Consider the following 16,363-nt stretch of genomic DNA (forward strand, 5'->3'; position numbering starts at 1 on the left):
ACTTTACCCACCTTTACAATTTCGAGTGGGGGGAGGCAAGAAATCAACATCAGAGTCATAAGGAAAAGGGCAGATAAGTTCGCTGTGAAGAAAGTAATGGAAAAAGCCCACACCAATAATGGCGTGGGCTTTAGATTATGTTTTAACTTGCGAATTGGTTACTGATTACTCGGTGATTTCTTATGAGTTCGGCCGAAGAAAAGTAAGTACAAGCATGGGATAACGAGTAGCACAATCGGAAGTGAGAACAGCAGTCCATATCCGAGAGTCAAAGACATCGGCCCCATAAATACATCAGTACCACCGACACCATAGGCTAAAGGAAGCAGCCCCACCACAGTGGTAAGAGAGGTAAGAACAATCGGTCTCAATCGGCTTATGGCGGCTTCCCTTACTGCGTCGATTAAGAGGTTGCCATCGGCTAATAGTTCGTTGATTCTATTAATTAACACCAGAGAATTATTCACCACAACCCCTGTCATACCAAGCACACCAATTAAGGCAAAGAGCGATATAGGTTGCATGTGAACAAATAGCGCCATTAATGATGCGATGATCGCAAATGGGATCACTAGCATAATTAATAGTGGCTGTAGCAGAGAATTAAACATGATGGCGAGAACGAAATAAATCCCAATCATTGCCGCAGGGAAAGCGACAACAAACCCGCTCATGGTCTCATTGGTGCTTTCAGCTTCGCCACCCGCTTCTATTTTCACACTTGATGGGTATGTGCCCTTTAAATCCGCTAGCATGGCTGAGCTTAAATCTACCGAGCTAAGGTTGTCATCTGTGATTTGAGCCGTAACGGTGATCTCACGGGTTCCGTTGTAGTGCTTAATGAGACGCGGTGCTTCAACTTGAGTGACTTTTGCTAGTCTCGACAACGGAACTTGTGTTCCCGATGGCGTATAGATTTTTGTGGTCGCTAGCTTTTCGATACTGCGATACTTATCGTTTAGGATCACACGTAGATCCACTTCTTGATCTCCAATCCAAGTTGAGGTTACGCTGTCACCTTCAAATGCAATGCGCAGAGTGGAAGCTAAGTCGGCAACGGTTAAGTTGTAGCGAGCTAACCATTCATATTGAGGAATGATCTGCAGTTGCGGATCTTTCAACGCTTCATTATTCGTGACCTTATCGAGGCCTTCTTGGTTATGCAGCCATTCAGTTACAGAATCGACGGCTAAACTTCTCTCCTCTATTGTGCCGCCTAATACGCGAACTTCAACTGGCTCACCAGGAGGAGGGCCGCCTGCATCCACAGACAGTTTTATGAAAGGTAAGCCATCGATGCCTTCTAACTGGCGGTTAAGCTCAGAAATAATATTGTCAGCGGTTCGATCCCGTTGCTCGAAACTAGTAAGTGCAATCAGACCAGTCGTGACAGGGCTGCTGTAAGTGAATTCATAACTCTTAAGCTCATTGCTTGGCAAAGCACTTATTGCAGATTCTAATTGAGCGTGGGCTTTACGAACTTGCTCTAATGGCGTTCCTGGCTGAACTTCAGTATACACCTCAATGTATTTTGCCGATTCTGATGGAAAAATATCGAGCTTTAATTGCGTTGCAAGACCAATTCCGACAACAAGTGCTGAAAGGGCGATGAGCAAGACGCTTTTCTTAAATTGCAGAGACCAATCAAGAAGGCGAGAATAGAATTTGGTGATGGTTTGGAAGTGATCCTTTGAACTGGATTGCGCTTTTTTGGTCGCTAGAGAGTCGGCTAAATGCGCTGGTAGAGTGAAAGTACACTCAGCTAATGAGAAGAGTAATGCCGCAATCACCGTAATTGGGATCACAATAATAGCCTTACCCATTGTCCCCGGTATAAAAAACATCGGAATAAAAACCAAAGCGGTAGTCGTTAAGCTCGCAATAATAGGCTTGATGACATTTTTGGTACCAACTACGGCAGCTTCAAGGGCACTTTTGCCAGACTCTTTTTGTTGGTAAATGCTTTCTGCCACAATGACTGAATCATCAACAATAATACCGATAACCAGTAGTAAAGCCGCGAGAGTGATACTGTCTAAATTCATGCCTAGAATGGGTAGTATTGCTATTACCCCCAAAATACAAAATGGAATAGATACCGATACCCAAAAGGCTATTTGACGTTTCAGTATCATACTTAATATCGCGAGTACTAAGATCAAACCAATACTGCCATTCATCGAGACGATAGAGAACTTGTCGCTCATGTCATCGCCAAGATTTAAGCCGTAATCGAATGAAAACACCTCACCAATTTGGCGCTGTTCACTCTCAAGGAAGCTTTTAATATTGGCGATGGTCGCAATAATATCCGCACTTGCTGAGTTGGTTACGCTAAATAAAATGGCAGATTCGCCATTCAGAACACCTTGTTGAGACGCTTTTTCAAAGGTATCAATCACATCAGCAACGTCAGATAAGCGCACAAGCCCGCCAGTAGGGAGAACCTTAATGATCGTTTTTGACAGCTCTTTGACCGATTGAACTTGAGTCATGGTGACAATTTTTTGTTCACTGTTCCAAGACTCAACAACGCCACCAGACAAAGAAAGGTTACGATTATTGACGGCATTGATGACTTCATTGAACGTGAGCTGATAACGACTTACTTTTTCAGGATCGACCTCAATCCAAAACTCACGCTCGTTAAAGCCCGTCATGGTCACCGTACCAACACCAGAAACGCCTTTTAGCTGGTTTTCCAGTTGTCGAGTGTAAGCTTGAAGTTGTGAGTATTGCTCTTCATTGTATTGCTCATGGTTCAAACCTTTGAGGCTGACACCAAAGGTTAATACTTCGAAGGATGAGGTACTTTTCTGGGCGACCGCTGGTGGGTTTTTCACATCTTTCGGCAAGCCCGTGACTCGGTCTACGGCTTGTTGTATGTCTCGTAGAACTTTGGGTGTATCTGCGGCTTCGTCTATTTCAATAGAGATATATGAAGAACCATCGGAAGATTCAGACGTAAATTTACGAATACCTTCAACGGATTTGAGCTCTTTTTCGATTAAGTTAGTGATATTAACTTCAACATCTTGTGCGGTGGCTCCCGGATATTGGGTGGTGATCTCCACTTCAGCAAAAGCAATGTCTGGGAACTCCTGAAGTTTTAGGGTCGTCAGAGAGGCGGCCCCGATCATCAGTACCATCACAGTAATGATACGAGCAAGGAAACTGCGCTGGGCAAAATATGCAATAAAACCGTTCATCGTTGGGCCTATTCAGATTGAGTTTGGGAAATAGGAGTGACCGTTGTCGTAGCATGAATGGACATTCCAGGCTTAAACTGATGTTGAAAATTATCAATTTCGACTTCTACCGGATAAGCAAATTGCTGAGGATCGATTTCCACACCAATACGTTTGATTACGGACTGAATTTTTGATTGTGGGTTAGACTCTGACCAAAGCTCGATAGGTTGCCCGATACTCAGTTCTGCTATATCGAACTCACTGGCAAGCAAACGAACATTTAGAGTGTCAATGTTGACTATTTGATAAAGCAGATCGCCTTGGCTTACCCAAGTGCCATTCTCAACCGCGCGATTAACCACGTAGCCGTTAATAGAAGTATTGATTTGGGTGTTTTCAAGATCGAGTTCTGCTTTTATTAGCTCAATTTCTGCCAGTGATACCTTTGCTTTTGCACTTTGGTAATCGGCTTGTGCAATATCAAGTTCATTTTGAGATAAGCTTTTTTTCTGACGCAGTTCTTTATAGCGTTCATAGACCGACGTTTTGATCGTTAAATCAGCTTTCGCTAGCTCAAGGTTGGCGGTCTGTTTTCTGACTTCTAAAGCAAAGTCTTGAGCTTTGATATTGGCGATAGTCTTACCGCGAATGACTTCTTCACCAATTTCAATATTGGCGGTTTCAATTTTGCCACTGATTTCAGACACGACATTAAGTGGTTGCTTACTTTTGGTATGTCCAATTAGGTCGATAGCTAATACATGTTGAGAGAAAAGTGCGCTCGATAGGCACAATGCGAGGTATCGTGGAGTAAATAAAAAAATTTTCATAATGGTGATCCTATAATCTGATGGCACCATTGTGTGAAAGTATATGTCGAGAATTTGTCGAAATGATTTTGTGGTTAATAAATGATTGATTTCGACATTATTTCGACAATAAATTGATAGACTGTAGTAACAATAGTCATAGTTGGAAATGCAAGATGTTAGAGAATAAACAGATACTTGTGGTTGAAGATAATGAAGAGCTTCAAGGTATTTTGGCCGATTTTTTAGAAGTAAAAGGTGCACAAGTAGATTTTGCCGATAATGGTGAACTCGGTTTAACTCTCGCATTAGAGCATGAATTCGACGCAATTATTCTCGATGTTATGATGCCCAAGAAAGATGGTATGCAGGTCGCAAAAGAGTTGCGTCAATTAGGCTGTACCACGCCAGTACTGATGTTAACGGCACTGAATGGACGAGATGATTTATTAAAAGGTTTTGAAAATGGGGTGGATGATTTTGTCACTAAACCATTTAACTTCCCTGAATTAGAAGTACGCCTAACTGCATTAATCAAGCGGTACAGAGGTGAGGTTGCTAGCTCTTTGATTCAGTATGGGGGTTTAAAAATTGATCAAAATTCACATACAGTTACTCGTGAAGGCCAGGTGCTTGTTGTTACTCCTGTGATGTATCAGCTATTGGTGAAATTTGTGAAAGCAGCTCCGGATGTGGTTTCTCGCGATGTGCTTATACATGAAATATGGGGAGATGATGTACCAGACAAGGATGTACTACGAAGCCATATTTATCTATTAAGAAATGTGTTGGATAAGCCATTTGAAAAACCTATGCTAATCACTGTGCCAAAATTTGGCTTTAGGTTAGAAGCGTAGATGAGAAAATTACGAGAAATATTGTTTAACCAATCATTAGGCAATTCGATTGAAGATGTAAAAAAACGACTGATTTTTATTTTCTCAGTTTTAGCGCTATCAACATCATTTTTTGTCTTTTTTTCTTTTTCTCTCTATCTGATTTTCAATGAAAATACACAGTTAGAACTATATCTTCGTTCTTTTGAGCAAATAGCAAAAGATCATTACTCGCTAGTAAAAGGTGATACCGCTAGTTTAGGACCCTATATACAAGCTTATTATAGTGACGTTGATTTGGATTCTGAAATCACAGAATTGCTCCCACTTGCAAACAATAGTGTAACGCAACTCCGAATGTATGATGATGACGGTTTTTTAGTTTTTTATTCATCATTTTTAGATAACCAAGGCAATACGGTTCCGCTCTATTTGGTTGTAGGTAATCGTGCAATTGATTTTGGTGATGACGGGTGGGAAGTGTTGATGCTGAGCTCTTTCGGCTTAATGTGTTTTCTGATCCTGTTCTTACGTTTTGCATTACGTCGAGTTTTCGATGGTTTAATGTCTCCTGTTTCGGAATTAAGTGAACAATTATCAAACAACAGTCAGGATGACTTTAAGGTTACAAGGCATTCAATCGATGAAATTCAACAGTTAACCTCACACCTGAATGATTATAAGCAGATGAAGGAACGACTTGCTAAGCAAGAGATGATGTTTGCCAAATATGCGAGCCATGAGTTGAAAACACCCATTGCAGTGGTGCTAGGGGCGGCAAACCTTCAAGCAATGAAAGATGATCCCGATTTTCAAGCTAAGCAACGCGAGAGAATTCTTGTCGCGGCGAATAATATGCAGGCGACGGTTGAAGTGCTCTTGAGCATAGTGAAACAGGAAAATGTGCGTAATGCGACGGATCTCCACCTTGTACAAGAGTCTGACCTTCAGCTTGGAAAGTACAGTAATAAGATGGAGGCTGGTGTTGTATTCAGCAGCAAAATTGAACCAAATTGCCAATTGAATATGCCTCCCGTTGTTCTCAATATGATATTAAAAAACCTGCTCAACAATGCCATCCGTTTTACTCAGCAAGGTGAAATCTCTCTTTTGATTGATTCTCACTGTATCCAAGTTATTGATTCGGGTAGCGGTTTAACAGATAAGCTAGAAACGGAACATGGCTTAGGTCTTCTTATTGTAAAACGCTTATGTGATAGCTATGGCTGGACTTTTGAATTATCTAATAATGTAACCAGAGGTTGTTGCGCAAAGCTGACTTTTTAGATTCTGTGATTAAGATTTTGGAACCACAAATTTAGCCGTAGCCGTGGCAAGTTTTACGCCTAGATGTGTCAAACTGCTTGATAGTTGATATATCCCTCTCCTCTGTTGGATGAACTCACCCAGAATGGTAATCGGTTGATCGAGTGGAACAGGGTGAATGAAGCGCACATTAAGATCGGCTGTCATGGCATGAACGCCTAACGAAAATAGACAGTTGGTCATTGCTGAGTCTAAAAGTGAACAGATCATGCCGCCATGCATAACACCTTGGTAACCTTGAACGACACGAGTGGGGGTAAATGTTGTGCTGACAACACCTTCGTCTTCCACAATAAAGGTGAGTCCCAGTTCACGGTCCGATTTTTTCTCACCACAAATCACGCACGATTGGTGGTTTTCAGGTCGTTGTATTAACATAATATTTTCCTTTTTAATGATTAGGCTTGGCAGATGAGCTTGAGTCATTTATGTTAGCTAGCCTGAATTGTAGGAGTTCCCATGGCTAGACCTAAAATATCTCGACGCATATGCAGCACGCCTGCTCACAGTTGTTTCAAGCCCAACGGGGTGCCAATGAAAGATCTTCAACAGATCGTGTTGTTGGCTGAAGAGTTTGAAGCTATTCGTTTAGCCGATGTTGTTGGGGCGAACCAGCAAGAATCAGCCGATCAAATGGGCGTCTCTCGTCAAACTTTCGGTAATATCATTAAGAGAGCCCGTGGAAAAATAGCCTTGAGTATCGTTGAAGGTAAGGCGCTAATGTTGCAAGAACAAGAACAAGAACAAGAACAAGAACAAGAACAAGAACAAGAACAAGAACAAGAACAAGAACAAGAACAAGAGCTGTAGCAGTATTAAGCGCAATACTGGTTACGATTCACTCGGCATTTTTGTTGTGCTAGGTTCTTGTATTTTGTATAGAACGCGAGAGTGCTCCTCACAAGTCGTTTCACAATTACATACCCGTTCAATATCGACCTGATTTAATCCGCCACAACTTCCTTGAATACTCCTCCGATGGAAGATCACACCAATAGCCATGAGAATAATGGTGATCAGAAAAACCAGAAATGTCGCGACATAGACCATCATTGTTCACTTTCCTGCGAATGAAGCCCCAGAACTTGACGCAAAGACTTAACGGTTTGAGGAGATAGCTTCTTAGAGTGACTGTTCGCATCTCTTGTTTTTTCTGAATGACATCCCTTTTTTTTATGATTTATCGACGGACGTGCTGCACTCAAATCTGTCACGATTTCAAGTTGTGATGGATGGACGGACATAAGCTCAGAATTTCGGCTCGCTTTATATACTGAAATATTGTGGTTGAATAACTTTGTTAGCAAACGCTCGCCTATATTTCGGATGACAACCGTATCGACGTGGTGCTTGATCAACTGTTCAACAAGCTGTTTTTTTCCTTGGCAACCGCCAACAGAAACAGCGGGGTTATCAATGAAAAATGACTGTGTCTTATTGTCATCAACAATTAAGAATTGGTTTGCTTTCGAATAGTGCCCAGCGATAGTCGCGTTGTTGCAAGGTACGGCGTAGATCATAGAAACCTCCTGAATGATCCGTTCTCGAGAAGAGATGGATTTAAAGTATTTGTTGAGGTAACAATACGCCTAGTTATTGGCATATGCCAGTAATTAAAATTGAAAAATTAGAATTCAAGGAAATTGAAATAAAAAAATGCAGCGTATTATACGCTGCATTTCAAAAGGTTCTTACGGACGGTTAAGCTCTATTTTTAAGAAGATAAAGAGCGTCCGATTGAAATATATATTATTGAAAATCATCGTTTTCACTAGGCTTTTGGTTAAGATTTATCTCGCCCAAAATACGCCACAATGACTTTGTCTTCACCTAAGGTGCGCGAGAAGGCATAACCATTGTTCTGTTTGATCTCTTGATGGACGCCAGCGCCAATTGCAGGGTGAGCTTGACGGAATTGGCCAAGTGTTTGCCAGTGTTTCAATAGCGTATCTTGGTTATTGTCTCTTTTCCAAACCATGTCAGAACGTGTACCTTGGTGGAAGTCATCTGCATAAGGACCAGTATTTCGACCCACTTCATCACCGTAATAAACCTGTATTGCTCCTGGGCTCAGAAGTAGGGCATTCGCCGCGTTGCGTTGCATGTCATAAGATTTGAAACGGCTGAAAAATAGCTCGGTATCGTGTGAAGACATGTAGCTTACAGGGTTAAAGTCTGCCTCTTCTTGGATCGTGTTTGCGTAATCTTGATAGGTTGATTGCATTTGACTAAAGCAGGCCGCGCCTTTGTCTAATTTTTTCTGCATATCGAAGTTGATCAGTGCGTCGAACCCATCATCAAAATATGGGCTACGGTAGGCAGTATGCCCCCAAACTTCGCCCATCATCCAGAAAGGTTGTCCTGATTTGTCGTTCGCTTTGCGCCACGTTTCTAAGCTTGAGCTTGCCTCTTTTTTCAAGCGTTTCCACACGTCGCCTTCTACGTGTTTTACGGTGTCAACACGATAGCCATCGATACCAAAGCGCTTAACCCAATCGGTTTGCCACTCAATTAAGTAATCAGCAACAGAGTAGTTATCTCGTTTCTCTACACGCGTGCCTGGGTTATTCAGCAACCATTGTGGAGGTGTTACTGCTTTATCGGATTCAGTGATAAAGTCAGGAAGCCCTGCGAGAGACATAGTGATGTCACTTGAACCTGGAGCGGTATAACCAGGCAGCCCTGAACGAACCCAGTCGCCACCCCACCATTGGCTCCAATTAGGGCTCTTATAATCGATGTTCTTATGGTAATCGTGCCAGTTTTCACCGCTTTTAGGTGTCCAATCTGCCCATTTGGTCGGTAGTGAGTTTGGTTGAGTTTGAACATTAACGCCATCAAACTGTAAGTCAGCTAAAGTGGAGTAGCCTGAGTGATTGATAACGGCATCTAGCAGCACCTTAATGCCACGTTTATGCGCCTCTTGAACTAGAGTTTGTAAATCGTTGTCGTTACCGAAATTCTCATCAATCTTGGTGAAATCACGAGTCCAATATCCGTGGTACGCATAGAATGGGAAAGATCCACTGTCGCCACCACCAACAAACCCATGCACTTGCTCTACAATTGGAGATAACCAAATCGCGTCTGTGCCAAGGCTTTGAATGTAATCAAGCTTTTCGATAACGCCTTTTAAATCGCCTCCATGGAATGTGCCGACTTCGTCTTTGCCATCTTTTCTTCGTCCGTAACTTTGATCGTTACTGCTATCGGCATTGTTGAAACGATCCACCATTACAAAATAGATATTGGCATTTCGGTAGTCCAAATTTTGCGGTTTTTTCTGCTTCTCTGCTGGTTCGAATAAAGCCAGATTGCCACTGTTTGCTGCAGGCTTAAATTGTACGGCTTGATCTTTTACGACCACTGTTTGTTGGCTAAAAGCTTCAGTAAGAACGGTGCCTTCTGGATAGCTATCACCAAGGTTAACGGTAACCAACCCATCGCTATCTAAGCTGTCACTGAAAGCATCACAAGTGACATTTGGGATAGGGCGCTTGAACTCTTTCTTAGTCGACTTTTTAGGTTCGCGCTTAAATGTCAGTGAATGTTGCTGCTCATCATATGCGAACGAGTAATCGCCAGTGAAACGAATTTTTAATGGTAACTCGGTTGGCGCACCACACTGCAATTGAAGTGGTCGGTTAAATTTCACTTTTTGGGTTTCAGGTGCAGAACAGTTACCCTCCACACCGCTGATATTAAGCGTATATGAATCTTTGGTAAGAGGGACAACCAACGCATTCTGTGGATCAAGTGGGAAGTCACGGCTATTCGTTGTGGTGGAAATGGTAATTGTTGGTGCCGCAAATGCGTTTGCAGCCACTAAAGTGAGCCCTAGAGTATAAGCAGTGGCGATGGCTTTGGTTGAAAACATCGTCGCGGTGAAGGTATTGAGGTTAAACAGTGGCTGTTTCATCGGCAATCCATTGAAGTTAGTGATCTATCCTTATGATAAAAGAAGAAAAATCAATCGACATCATTCCCATAAACTACGCCTTGAGATCTGAAGGTGATCACAGTTTTATCGTAAAAGGCGTAGAGGATAGAGAATGAATTCGGCTGCTATGCGATAAGTTGATGGATTATAGGTTTATGAATTATAGTTTGCTGAATATTTATCAATAAACACATCGAGAAAATACAATTGAGAGTATACGGGCGGTACAAACGAGATTGTTTTTCCGCATCAGAGTAGATACCCTAAAATGACTTCTCAATCGGCGTTATTTCCTATGCGTTTATCCACTCTAATATTCGGTGTTTCTTGCTTTTGTGTTCTGCCATCTTACGCGGCGGATCCATCGTGGTTACGTGAAGCTCTTAGTTCTGCTGATGGTTCATTGGCGTTAGAGTCTATCAAATATGACAACACGCTGTTTGATTGTGGTTTAGAGAAGGAGAATGAAAAATTTTGCAGTGATGTGGTCAGGTATTACAAGACGGAAGTGACTGCTGAGATTTTTTTCGTTGAAAACCGCTTCGATAAACTGGTGTTAAACAGCGCGTTTAGCCCTTTAGTATATTCAGATCTTCAGCTTAATTTACGTAAAGATGGCTATGGGTTAATCAGTATCAAAATTGGAAATTCATTTTTTGATGTAGAAAAAAAACTGTTGCAATCATCCCCTGATGCTGTTGATAAAAAGCTAATTACTTTTTTAAATAGCCAGCCTCTTTCAGTACCACGAATATTGGTGTGGCGACATAAATCTGAGTCTCTTTCTCAATCCCAAACTGTCATTATGGCTAGTGATAGCAGCCGCATTCGCATAGAGCTTCGTGAGTTTGACGGAAATTAGAGCTTTTGATCTTAAGATGAAGGTGGTTGATTGTCGGCTGCTTTTATTGTGGATTAATTTGTCCATAATGATTGGGTGCTAATAACCTTTTATTTAGTGTGAGTTCCCATTACTATCTCCCTCGTTGGCATTACACCGTAAGTAACGTTATGAAATTAGGTAGATTAATTCATTGAGTTTTATTGTGTGATGCACTTTTCTGGATACCGTATGGGTACCATTTTGTGAACAAATAGAGTCGGAGAGTCACATGTCGCATCAAATCATCAAAGATCTAAATAATCGTTACACTGCAAAGAAATATGACTCGACTAAGCGTATTTCAGCGGAAGACATGGACGTACTGAAAGAAGCGATTCGCTTATCTGCATCTTCAATTAACTCACAGCCTTGGAAGTTTATTGTGCTTGAGAGTGATGAAGCCAAACAGCGCTTTCACGATACTTTTGCAAACAAGCATCAATTTAATCAGCCACACGCAAAAGAAGCTTCGCATGTCATTCTATTTGCTCACAACCCGTACTTTACGAAAGATGATTACAAGAAAGTGGTGGATGCTGAAGTGACATCAGGACACTTACCTGCTGACATGTTCGATACCATGCTGAATGGCGCGTTTGCATTTGCAGAGTCAAACACTGACGACACTGGCTTCAATGGCTACTGGACTCAAAAACAGACTTATATCGCGCTAGGAAATACGCTGCATGTTTTAGCTCGTTTGGGCATTGATTCTACTCCGATGGAAGGCGTTGATCCTGAAATGATTGGTGATATCTTTAAAGAAGAACTTAAAGGTTATGCTTGTGATTTTGCATTAGCGATTGGTTACCATAAAGATGGTGAAGATTATAACCACGGCTTACCAAAAGCGCGTCTGGCAACAGAAGATGTGATCACTGTATTGTAAGTGATATAGAATCGAGATTGAGAGGCTAGGTTTAATTCCTAGCCTTTTTTGTATCTGCTAGCGAACGGTTTAGGCTATTTATAGAGGTTTTTATAGTTTGGGATATGCTCTTCCCAAAAGGGTGGTGTTCCAATGTAATCAAGAACGGCATCGATAAAAGCTTTAACCAATAAGGTCTGTTTTCGATGAGGGTAGATGGCGTAGATCCCTGTATCCATGTTGGAAATCGTATAGTTGGTTAGCAAGGGTTTTAGTTGCGAATGTTTGATTGGGCACTCGAGGTTAAACAGATCAATTTGGCTGTAACCAAGTCCATCTTTTACTGCACTTATCATGGTTCTCACATCGCTGACTTTATAATTACCCTGCATTTTGTAGCTTTTCATCACCTCACCATGTGGCTCTTCACTCATTCGAAGATGATCTAAGTTCACATCACCATTGCTATAGATAACAGCAGGCAATTTAATCAACTCTTCAGGTGTCGTAGGCATCCCGTATTGTTCAATAAACTGTTCAGACGCAACGAGAGCGAAGTTGGTATTCGCTATTTTTTTTGCGATTAAATTGGACTCTGTGAGCTTCCCAATTCGAAAAGCTAGATCAAAATGATCCGCGATGATGTCTGATTTTTTGTCATCAAGTGATAAGAGGATTTTCACATCAGGGTAGCGCTTCATGAACGTTGATATCACAGGTTGAAGATACTGTTGTCCAAAGAAAATCCCAGAAGTGATGCGTAAGATACCTTTAGGCTCTGCATGATAAGAGTCTGCAATGTTATGAATTTGGTCAAGCGTATCAAGCAGAATATGGGTTTGTTGAAGAATGTCCTCACCCGCAGAGGTCAATGAAAATGATCGTGTGGAACGGTTAATGAGTTGAACGCCTAGCGCCACCTCTAATTTCTTTATTTGCTTTGAAAGTGAAGAGTTGTCCATGTCGTGTAGAGCTGCCGCTTTGGAAAATGAACCTTGTTGTACAACGTCTCGAAATAGGGATAGCTGGCTGGTCACTGACATTTGTTCTCCAAAGTCATCAAATGTGGTTCAAAAAATGGGTTCATGCAGAGAAGTATATAATAGATAGAGGGAAGGATCGCTTTATAGATTTTAGTGAATTCGTTTAGGGTTAGTTAATTTTGGGGTGGTGTACCATATAATGGACGTTGATTGCGAGCCAGCAACTCTATATGTGTTAATTGATTGAAGATTGCCCGAAACAAGTTTACGGTAGCAACAGACATTATATAGGAGAGAACCGATGGTTGTTAAAGTATCCATTGCGCCACAAGGACCAGAATTGTCAGAGATGATTCAAGGCTATTGGCGAACGGCTGACTGGCAAATGACATCAAAGCAACGTCTTAATTTTTTGAAACAGCACATTGATCTTGGCATCACGACGGTTGATCACGCCGATATTTATGGTAACTACGAGTGCGAAAAATTATTTGGTGAAGCCTTGGCTTTAGAGCCTGCTCTTAGAGAACAAATCCAAATCGTCACTAAATGTGATATCAACTTATGTGGGGCGAAGAGTCCAGATCGTAAAATCAATCATTACGATACTAGCGCCGCTCATATTCATCAGTCGGTAAATAATTCACTTGAGCGTTTAGGAGTGGATGATATTGACGCACTGTTGATACATCGCCCAGATGCCTTAATGGATGCTGATGAAGTCGCTGATGTTTTCGCTGAGTTATATAAAGTCGGTAAGGTTAAGCATTTCGGTGTGTCGAATTTTAGCCCTCGTCAATTTGAGTTATTGCAATCACGCTTAGGAAAATCGCTTGTCACCAATCAAGTTGAAATCAATCCCCTTAATTTTGATGTGGTTGATGATGGGACGTTGGATCAATTGCAAATGAACCGAGTTCGCCCGATGGCTTGGTCATGTTTAGCGGGTGGTGAATTATTCAGTGGCGAAACTGAGCAGGCGAAACGTGTACGAGATGAGTTGGATGCGATTCGAGTAGAGCTTGGTGCTGCGAGTATTGATCAAGTGATCTATGCTTGGGTTCGTCGCCTACCTTCAAAACCATTACCTATCATTGGTTCAGGTAAAATCGAGCGTGTAAAAGCAGCGGTTGAAGCACTTAAATTAGAGATGACGCGTGAACAGTGGTATCGAATTTGGGTCGCTTCAAAAGGCCACGGTGTGCCTTAGATATTTCCGGCTTTAATCCAAATAGACCGATGCATGAGCGTCGGTTTTTTTATCTCATCGAGATTATTCTAAATAACACTAGTATCGCAGCGTCAAATAACGATAATACACAGCTAAATTACGTTTAACGAAAGGTCGCTTACTTTGAGCAATACATCTTTTTCCACTTTGGGTCTTCAACCAGAGCTATTAACAAACCTTGATTCTCTTGGTTATACACAAATGACACCGATCCAAGCGTTGAGTTTACCAACGATTTTGGCTGGCAAGGATGTAATCGGTCAAGGTAAAACAGGTTCAGGAAAAACAGCAGCATTCGCTCTGGGATTACTGTCTAACCTGAATGTGAAACGCTTTCGAGTTCAAACGTTAGTACTTTGCCCAACCCGTGAGTTGGCGGATCAAGTAGCAAAAGAGATCCGAACTATTGCTCGTACTATTCATAATATTAAAGTACTGACTTTATGTGGCGGTATGCCAATGGGACCACAAATTGGTTCATTGGAACACGGCGCTCATATTTTAGTGGGTACACCTGGTCGTATTCTTGACCATATGGATCGTGGACGTATCGATTTGTCAGAACTAAATACACTGGTTCTTGATGAAGCGGATCGTATGATGGATATGGGTTTCCAAGATTCACTGGATGCAATTATCAGTGAAGCACCAAAAGATCGTCAAACGTTACTTTTCAGTGCAACATTCCCTGCAGAAATCAAAAAAGTTGCTGATCGTATTACGAAGCAAGCTGAGATGGTGAAAGTAGAATCGACTCACGATCATTCAAGTATTCAGCAGTTCTTCTATAAAATGGAAGGCAGTGAAGCTCGTGACAATGCGCTTGAATTACTTTTATTGCACCATCAACCAGAATCTTCAGTGGTATTCTGTAATACCAAAAAAGAAGTACAAAACGTAGCGGATGAGCTGCATCATCGTGGATTCAGTGTTATTGAATTGCATGGGGATTTAGAGCAACGCGAACGAGATCAAGCATTGGTACAGTTTGCTAACAAGAGTGTTTCCATTCTTGTTGCTACAGATGTTGCTGCTCGTGGTCTTGATGTTGATAACCTTGATGCTGTATTCAACTTTGAATTATCTCGTGATCCTGAAGTCCATGTTCACCGTATTGGTCGTACAGGCCGCGCAGGAAGTAAAGGCATCGCATGCAGCTTCTTTAGCGAAAAAGAGATGCATCGTGTCATGCAGATTGATGAATACATGGACATGCCAATTGAGCCAGTGACATTACCTGCAAAACCAGCGGCACAGCCTTACCAAGCTAAGATGGTCACCATTCAAATTGATGGCGGGAAGAAGCAGAAAGTACGCGCAGGGGATATTCTGGGCGCACTAACTAGTCAAGGTGGTATTGATGGTAAAATGGTAGGTAAAATCAACCTACTTGCTATTCGTGCATACGTTGCTGTTGATCGTTCTGTGGCGAAACAGGCGCTGAAAAAAATTGAAGCCGGAAAAATGAAAGGCCGCCAATTTAGAGCTCGCTTGCTTAAATAACTGATTTCTAGAAAAATACTGTAGTTGAATTGGGCTTAGGATATTAAGTTCGTTTCAATAAAAAATGGGCCTCACGCTTTAACTGCATGAGGCCCATTTTGTTTTTCGATATTGAGTCCTAATAAACCATTTAAATATTTTGTTTGATCCGACTTCGCTTATTTAATTCCATTGCCTATGTAGTGTCATTACTTATGTAGCATCATCATTCGTTTTACTGACTCTTTCGTAGGGTTATTTCGTTGGATAACGGATCATATAGACAAACTGATCATCTTCACTGCATTTAACAAAGCCAAAGCGAGGGTAGAGGGTCTGTACTCGGCTTCCCTGTAAGTAACAGAGCTTGCAAGGTTGTTGATACGAATCGAGAGTGTCACTCACTTGTTGTAAAATTTTGCTTCCTATCCCTTCCCCATGAAAATTGGGCAGTAGGAAAAAACGTGAAAAATGCCAAACCTCATTGTTTTCGACCAACATGTAGCTGCCAACCGGTTCCCCGTCTACGTAAATAAGTTCCGGAAACCCTTGGTGCCACTCGATAAGGTGTAGTTCGCGTTGTAACTCTTCATCCCAGCCAAAAATCGCAGTAATAGCATCTACCTCAGCCAATTTCTTGAGAGAAAATGTAAATTCATAATCATCTTGTGTCGCGGTTCTTACCGTGAAATCCATGAGCACCTAAATTTCTAGCCTACAGTGAAATTAAACCCTACTTTACTAAACGTGAGGGTAATTGCGATTAAAAGTTTGCTGTACGTGTATCTGACTTTAACGATCTGACTGCGCTAGG

General features: G+C 41.7%; 15 protein-coding genes. 7 read left to right on the plus strand and 8 right to left on the minus strand.

Annotated features, from left to right (window positions below):
- Window positions 1–158 precede the first annotated feature (158 nt).
- Both F0249_RS02660 and F0249_RS02665 read right to left on the minus strand, forming a co-directional pair.
- Window positions 159–3,209 (minus strand): efflux RND transporter permease subunit, encoded by a 3,051-nt coding sequence (locus F0249_RS02660; RefSeq protein ID WP_171755777.1) that lies wholly within the window; start codon window positions 3,207–3,209, stop codon window positions 159–161.
- A gap of 8 nt (window positions 3,210–3,217) precedes the next feature.
- On the minus strand, window positions 3,218–4,021 hold the full coding sequence (locus F0249_RS02665; protein WP_171755778.1) for an efflux RND transporter periplasmic adaptor subunit: 804 nt from the start codon (window positions 4,019–4,021) through the stop codon (window positions 3,218–3,220).
- Window positions 4,022–4,176: 155 nt separating this feature from the next.
- On the opposite strand from F0249_RS02665, the gene F0249_RS02670 reads away from it, so the two are divergent.
- Together F0249_RS02670 and F0249_RS02675 are read left to right on the plus strand one after the other, a co-directional pair.
- Complete coding sequence (locus F0249_RS02670) at window positions 4,177–4,857, plus strand: response regulator transcription factor (protein ID WP_113800172.1); 681 nt, start codon at window positions 4,177–4,179, stop codon at window positions 4,855–4,857.
- On the plus strand, window positions 4,858–6,123 hold the full coding sequence (locus tag F0249_RS02675; protein WP_171755779.1) for a HAMP domain-containing sensor histidine kinase: 1,266 nt from the start codon (window positions 4,858–4,860) through the stop codon (window positions 6,121–6,123). It abuts the gene before it with no gap.
- A 9-nt stretch (window positions 6,124–6,132) separates the two neighbouring features.
- On the opposite strand, the gene F0249_RS02680 is transcribed toward F0249_RS02675, so the two are convergent.
- Window positions 6,133–6,540 carry a PaaI family thioesterase gene (locus F0249_RS02680; protein WP_171755780.1) on the minus strand — a complete coding sequence of 136 codons (408 nt, stop codon included), beginning with the start codon at window positions 6,538–6,540 and terminating at the stop codon, window positions 6,133–6,135.
- 81 nt (window positions 6,541–6,621) lie between these two features.
- On the opposite strand from F0249_RS02680, the gene F0249_RS02685 reads away from it, so the two are divergent.
- Complete coding sequence (locus tag F0249_RS02685) at window positions 6,622–6,972, plus strand: DUF134 domain-containing protein (protein ID WP_171755781.1); 351 nt, start codon at window positions 6,622–6,624, stop codon at window positions 6,970–6,972.
- Between the two features lie 21 nt (window positions 6,973–6,993).
- Here the strand turns inward: F0249_RS02685 and nqrM are convergent, their stop codons facing one another.
- From nqrM to F0249_RS02700, 3 genes are all read right to left on the minus strand, one after another.
- Window positions 6,994–7,212 (minus strand): (Na+)-NQR maturation NqrM, encoded by a 219-nt coding sequence (nqrM, locus tag F0249_RS02690; RefSeq protein WP_136995234.1) that lies wholly within the window; start codon window positions 7,210–7,212, stop codon window positions 6,994–6,996.
- A complete protein-coding gene (locus F0249_RS02695; protein WP_171755782.1) occupies window positions 7,212–7,682 on the minus strand; it encodes a NifB/NifX family molybdenum-iron cluster-binding protein in 471 nt (156 codons plus the stop codon). Before F0249_RS02695 ends, nqrM begins: the two co-directional genes overlap by 1 nt.
- A 263-nt stretch (window positions 7,683–7,945) precedes the next feature.
- Window positions 7,946–10,039, minus strand: a complete 2,094-nt coding sequence (locus F0249_RS02700) for an alpha-amylase (RefSeq protein ID WP_113800222.1) — start codon at window positions 10,037–10,039, stop codon at window positions 7,946–7,948.
- Window positions 10,040–10,370: 331 nt separating this feature from the next.
- On the opposite strand from F0249_RS02700, the gene F0249_RS02705 reads away from it, so the two are divergent.
- Both F0249_RS02705 and F0249_RS02710 read left to right on the plus strand, forming a co-directional pair.
- A complete protein-coding gene (locus F0249_RS02705; RefSeq protein WP_171755783.1) occupies window positions 10,371–10,964 on the plus strand; it encodes a hypothetical protein in 594 nt (197 codons plus the stop codon).
- A 250-nt stretch (window positions 10,965–11,214) separates the two neighbouring features.
- On the plus strand, window positions 11,215–11,874 hold the full coding sequence (locus F0249_RS02710) for an NAD(P)H-dependent oxidoreductase (RefSeq protein WP_017054404.1): 660 nt from the start codon (window positions 11,215–11,217) through the stop codon (window positions 11,872–11,874).
- 74 nt (window positions 11,875–11,948) lie between these two features.
- Here F0249_RS02710 and F0249_RS02715 read toward each other — a convergent pair whose 3' ends face one another.
- On the minus strand, window positions 11,949–12,896 hold the full coding sequence (locus F0249_RS02715) for a LysR family transcriptional regulator (RefSeq protein WP_017054403.1): 948 nt from the start codon (window positions 12,894–12,896) through the stop codon (window positions 11,949–11,951).
- Window positions 12,897–13,137: 241 nt separating this feature from the next.
- On the opposite strand from F0249_RS02715, the gene F0249_RS02720 reads away from it, so the two are divergent.
- Window positions 13,138–14,046, plus strand: a complete 909-nt coding sequence (locus F0249_RS02720) for an aldo/keto reductase family oxidoreductase (RefSeq protein ID WP_017054402.1) — start codon at window positions 13,138–13,140, stop codon at window positions 14,044–14,046.
- Between the two features lie 144 nt (window positions 14,047–14,190).
- Entirely contained in the window at window positions 14,191–15,570 is a 1,380-nt protein-coding gene (gene dbpA / locus F0249_RS02725; protein ID WP_029203549.1) for an ATP-dependent RNA helicase DbpA, read from the plus strand.
- Between the two features lie 234 nt (window positions 15,571–15,804).
- Here the strand turns inward: dbpA and F0249_RS02730 are convergent, their stop codons facing one another.
- Window positions 15,805–16,245 carry a GNAT family N-acetyltransferase gene (locus F0249_RS02730; RefSeq protein WP_017054400.1) on the minus strand — a complete coding sequence of 147 codons (441 nt, stop codon included), beginning with the start codon at window positions 16,243–16,245 and terminating at the stop codon, window positions 15,805–15,807.
- Window positions 16,246–16,363 lie beyond the last annotated feature (118 nt).

Origin of the sequence: Vibrio sp. 03-59-1, from assembly GCF_013114135.1 — a bacterium.
Taxonomy (GTDB): Bacteria; Pseudomonadota; Gammaproteobacteria; order Enterobacterales; family Vibrionaceae; genus Vibrio; species Vibrio cortegadensis.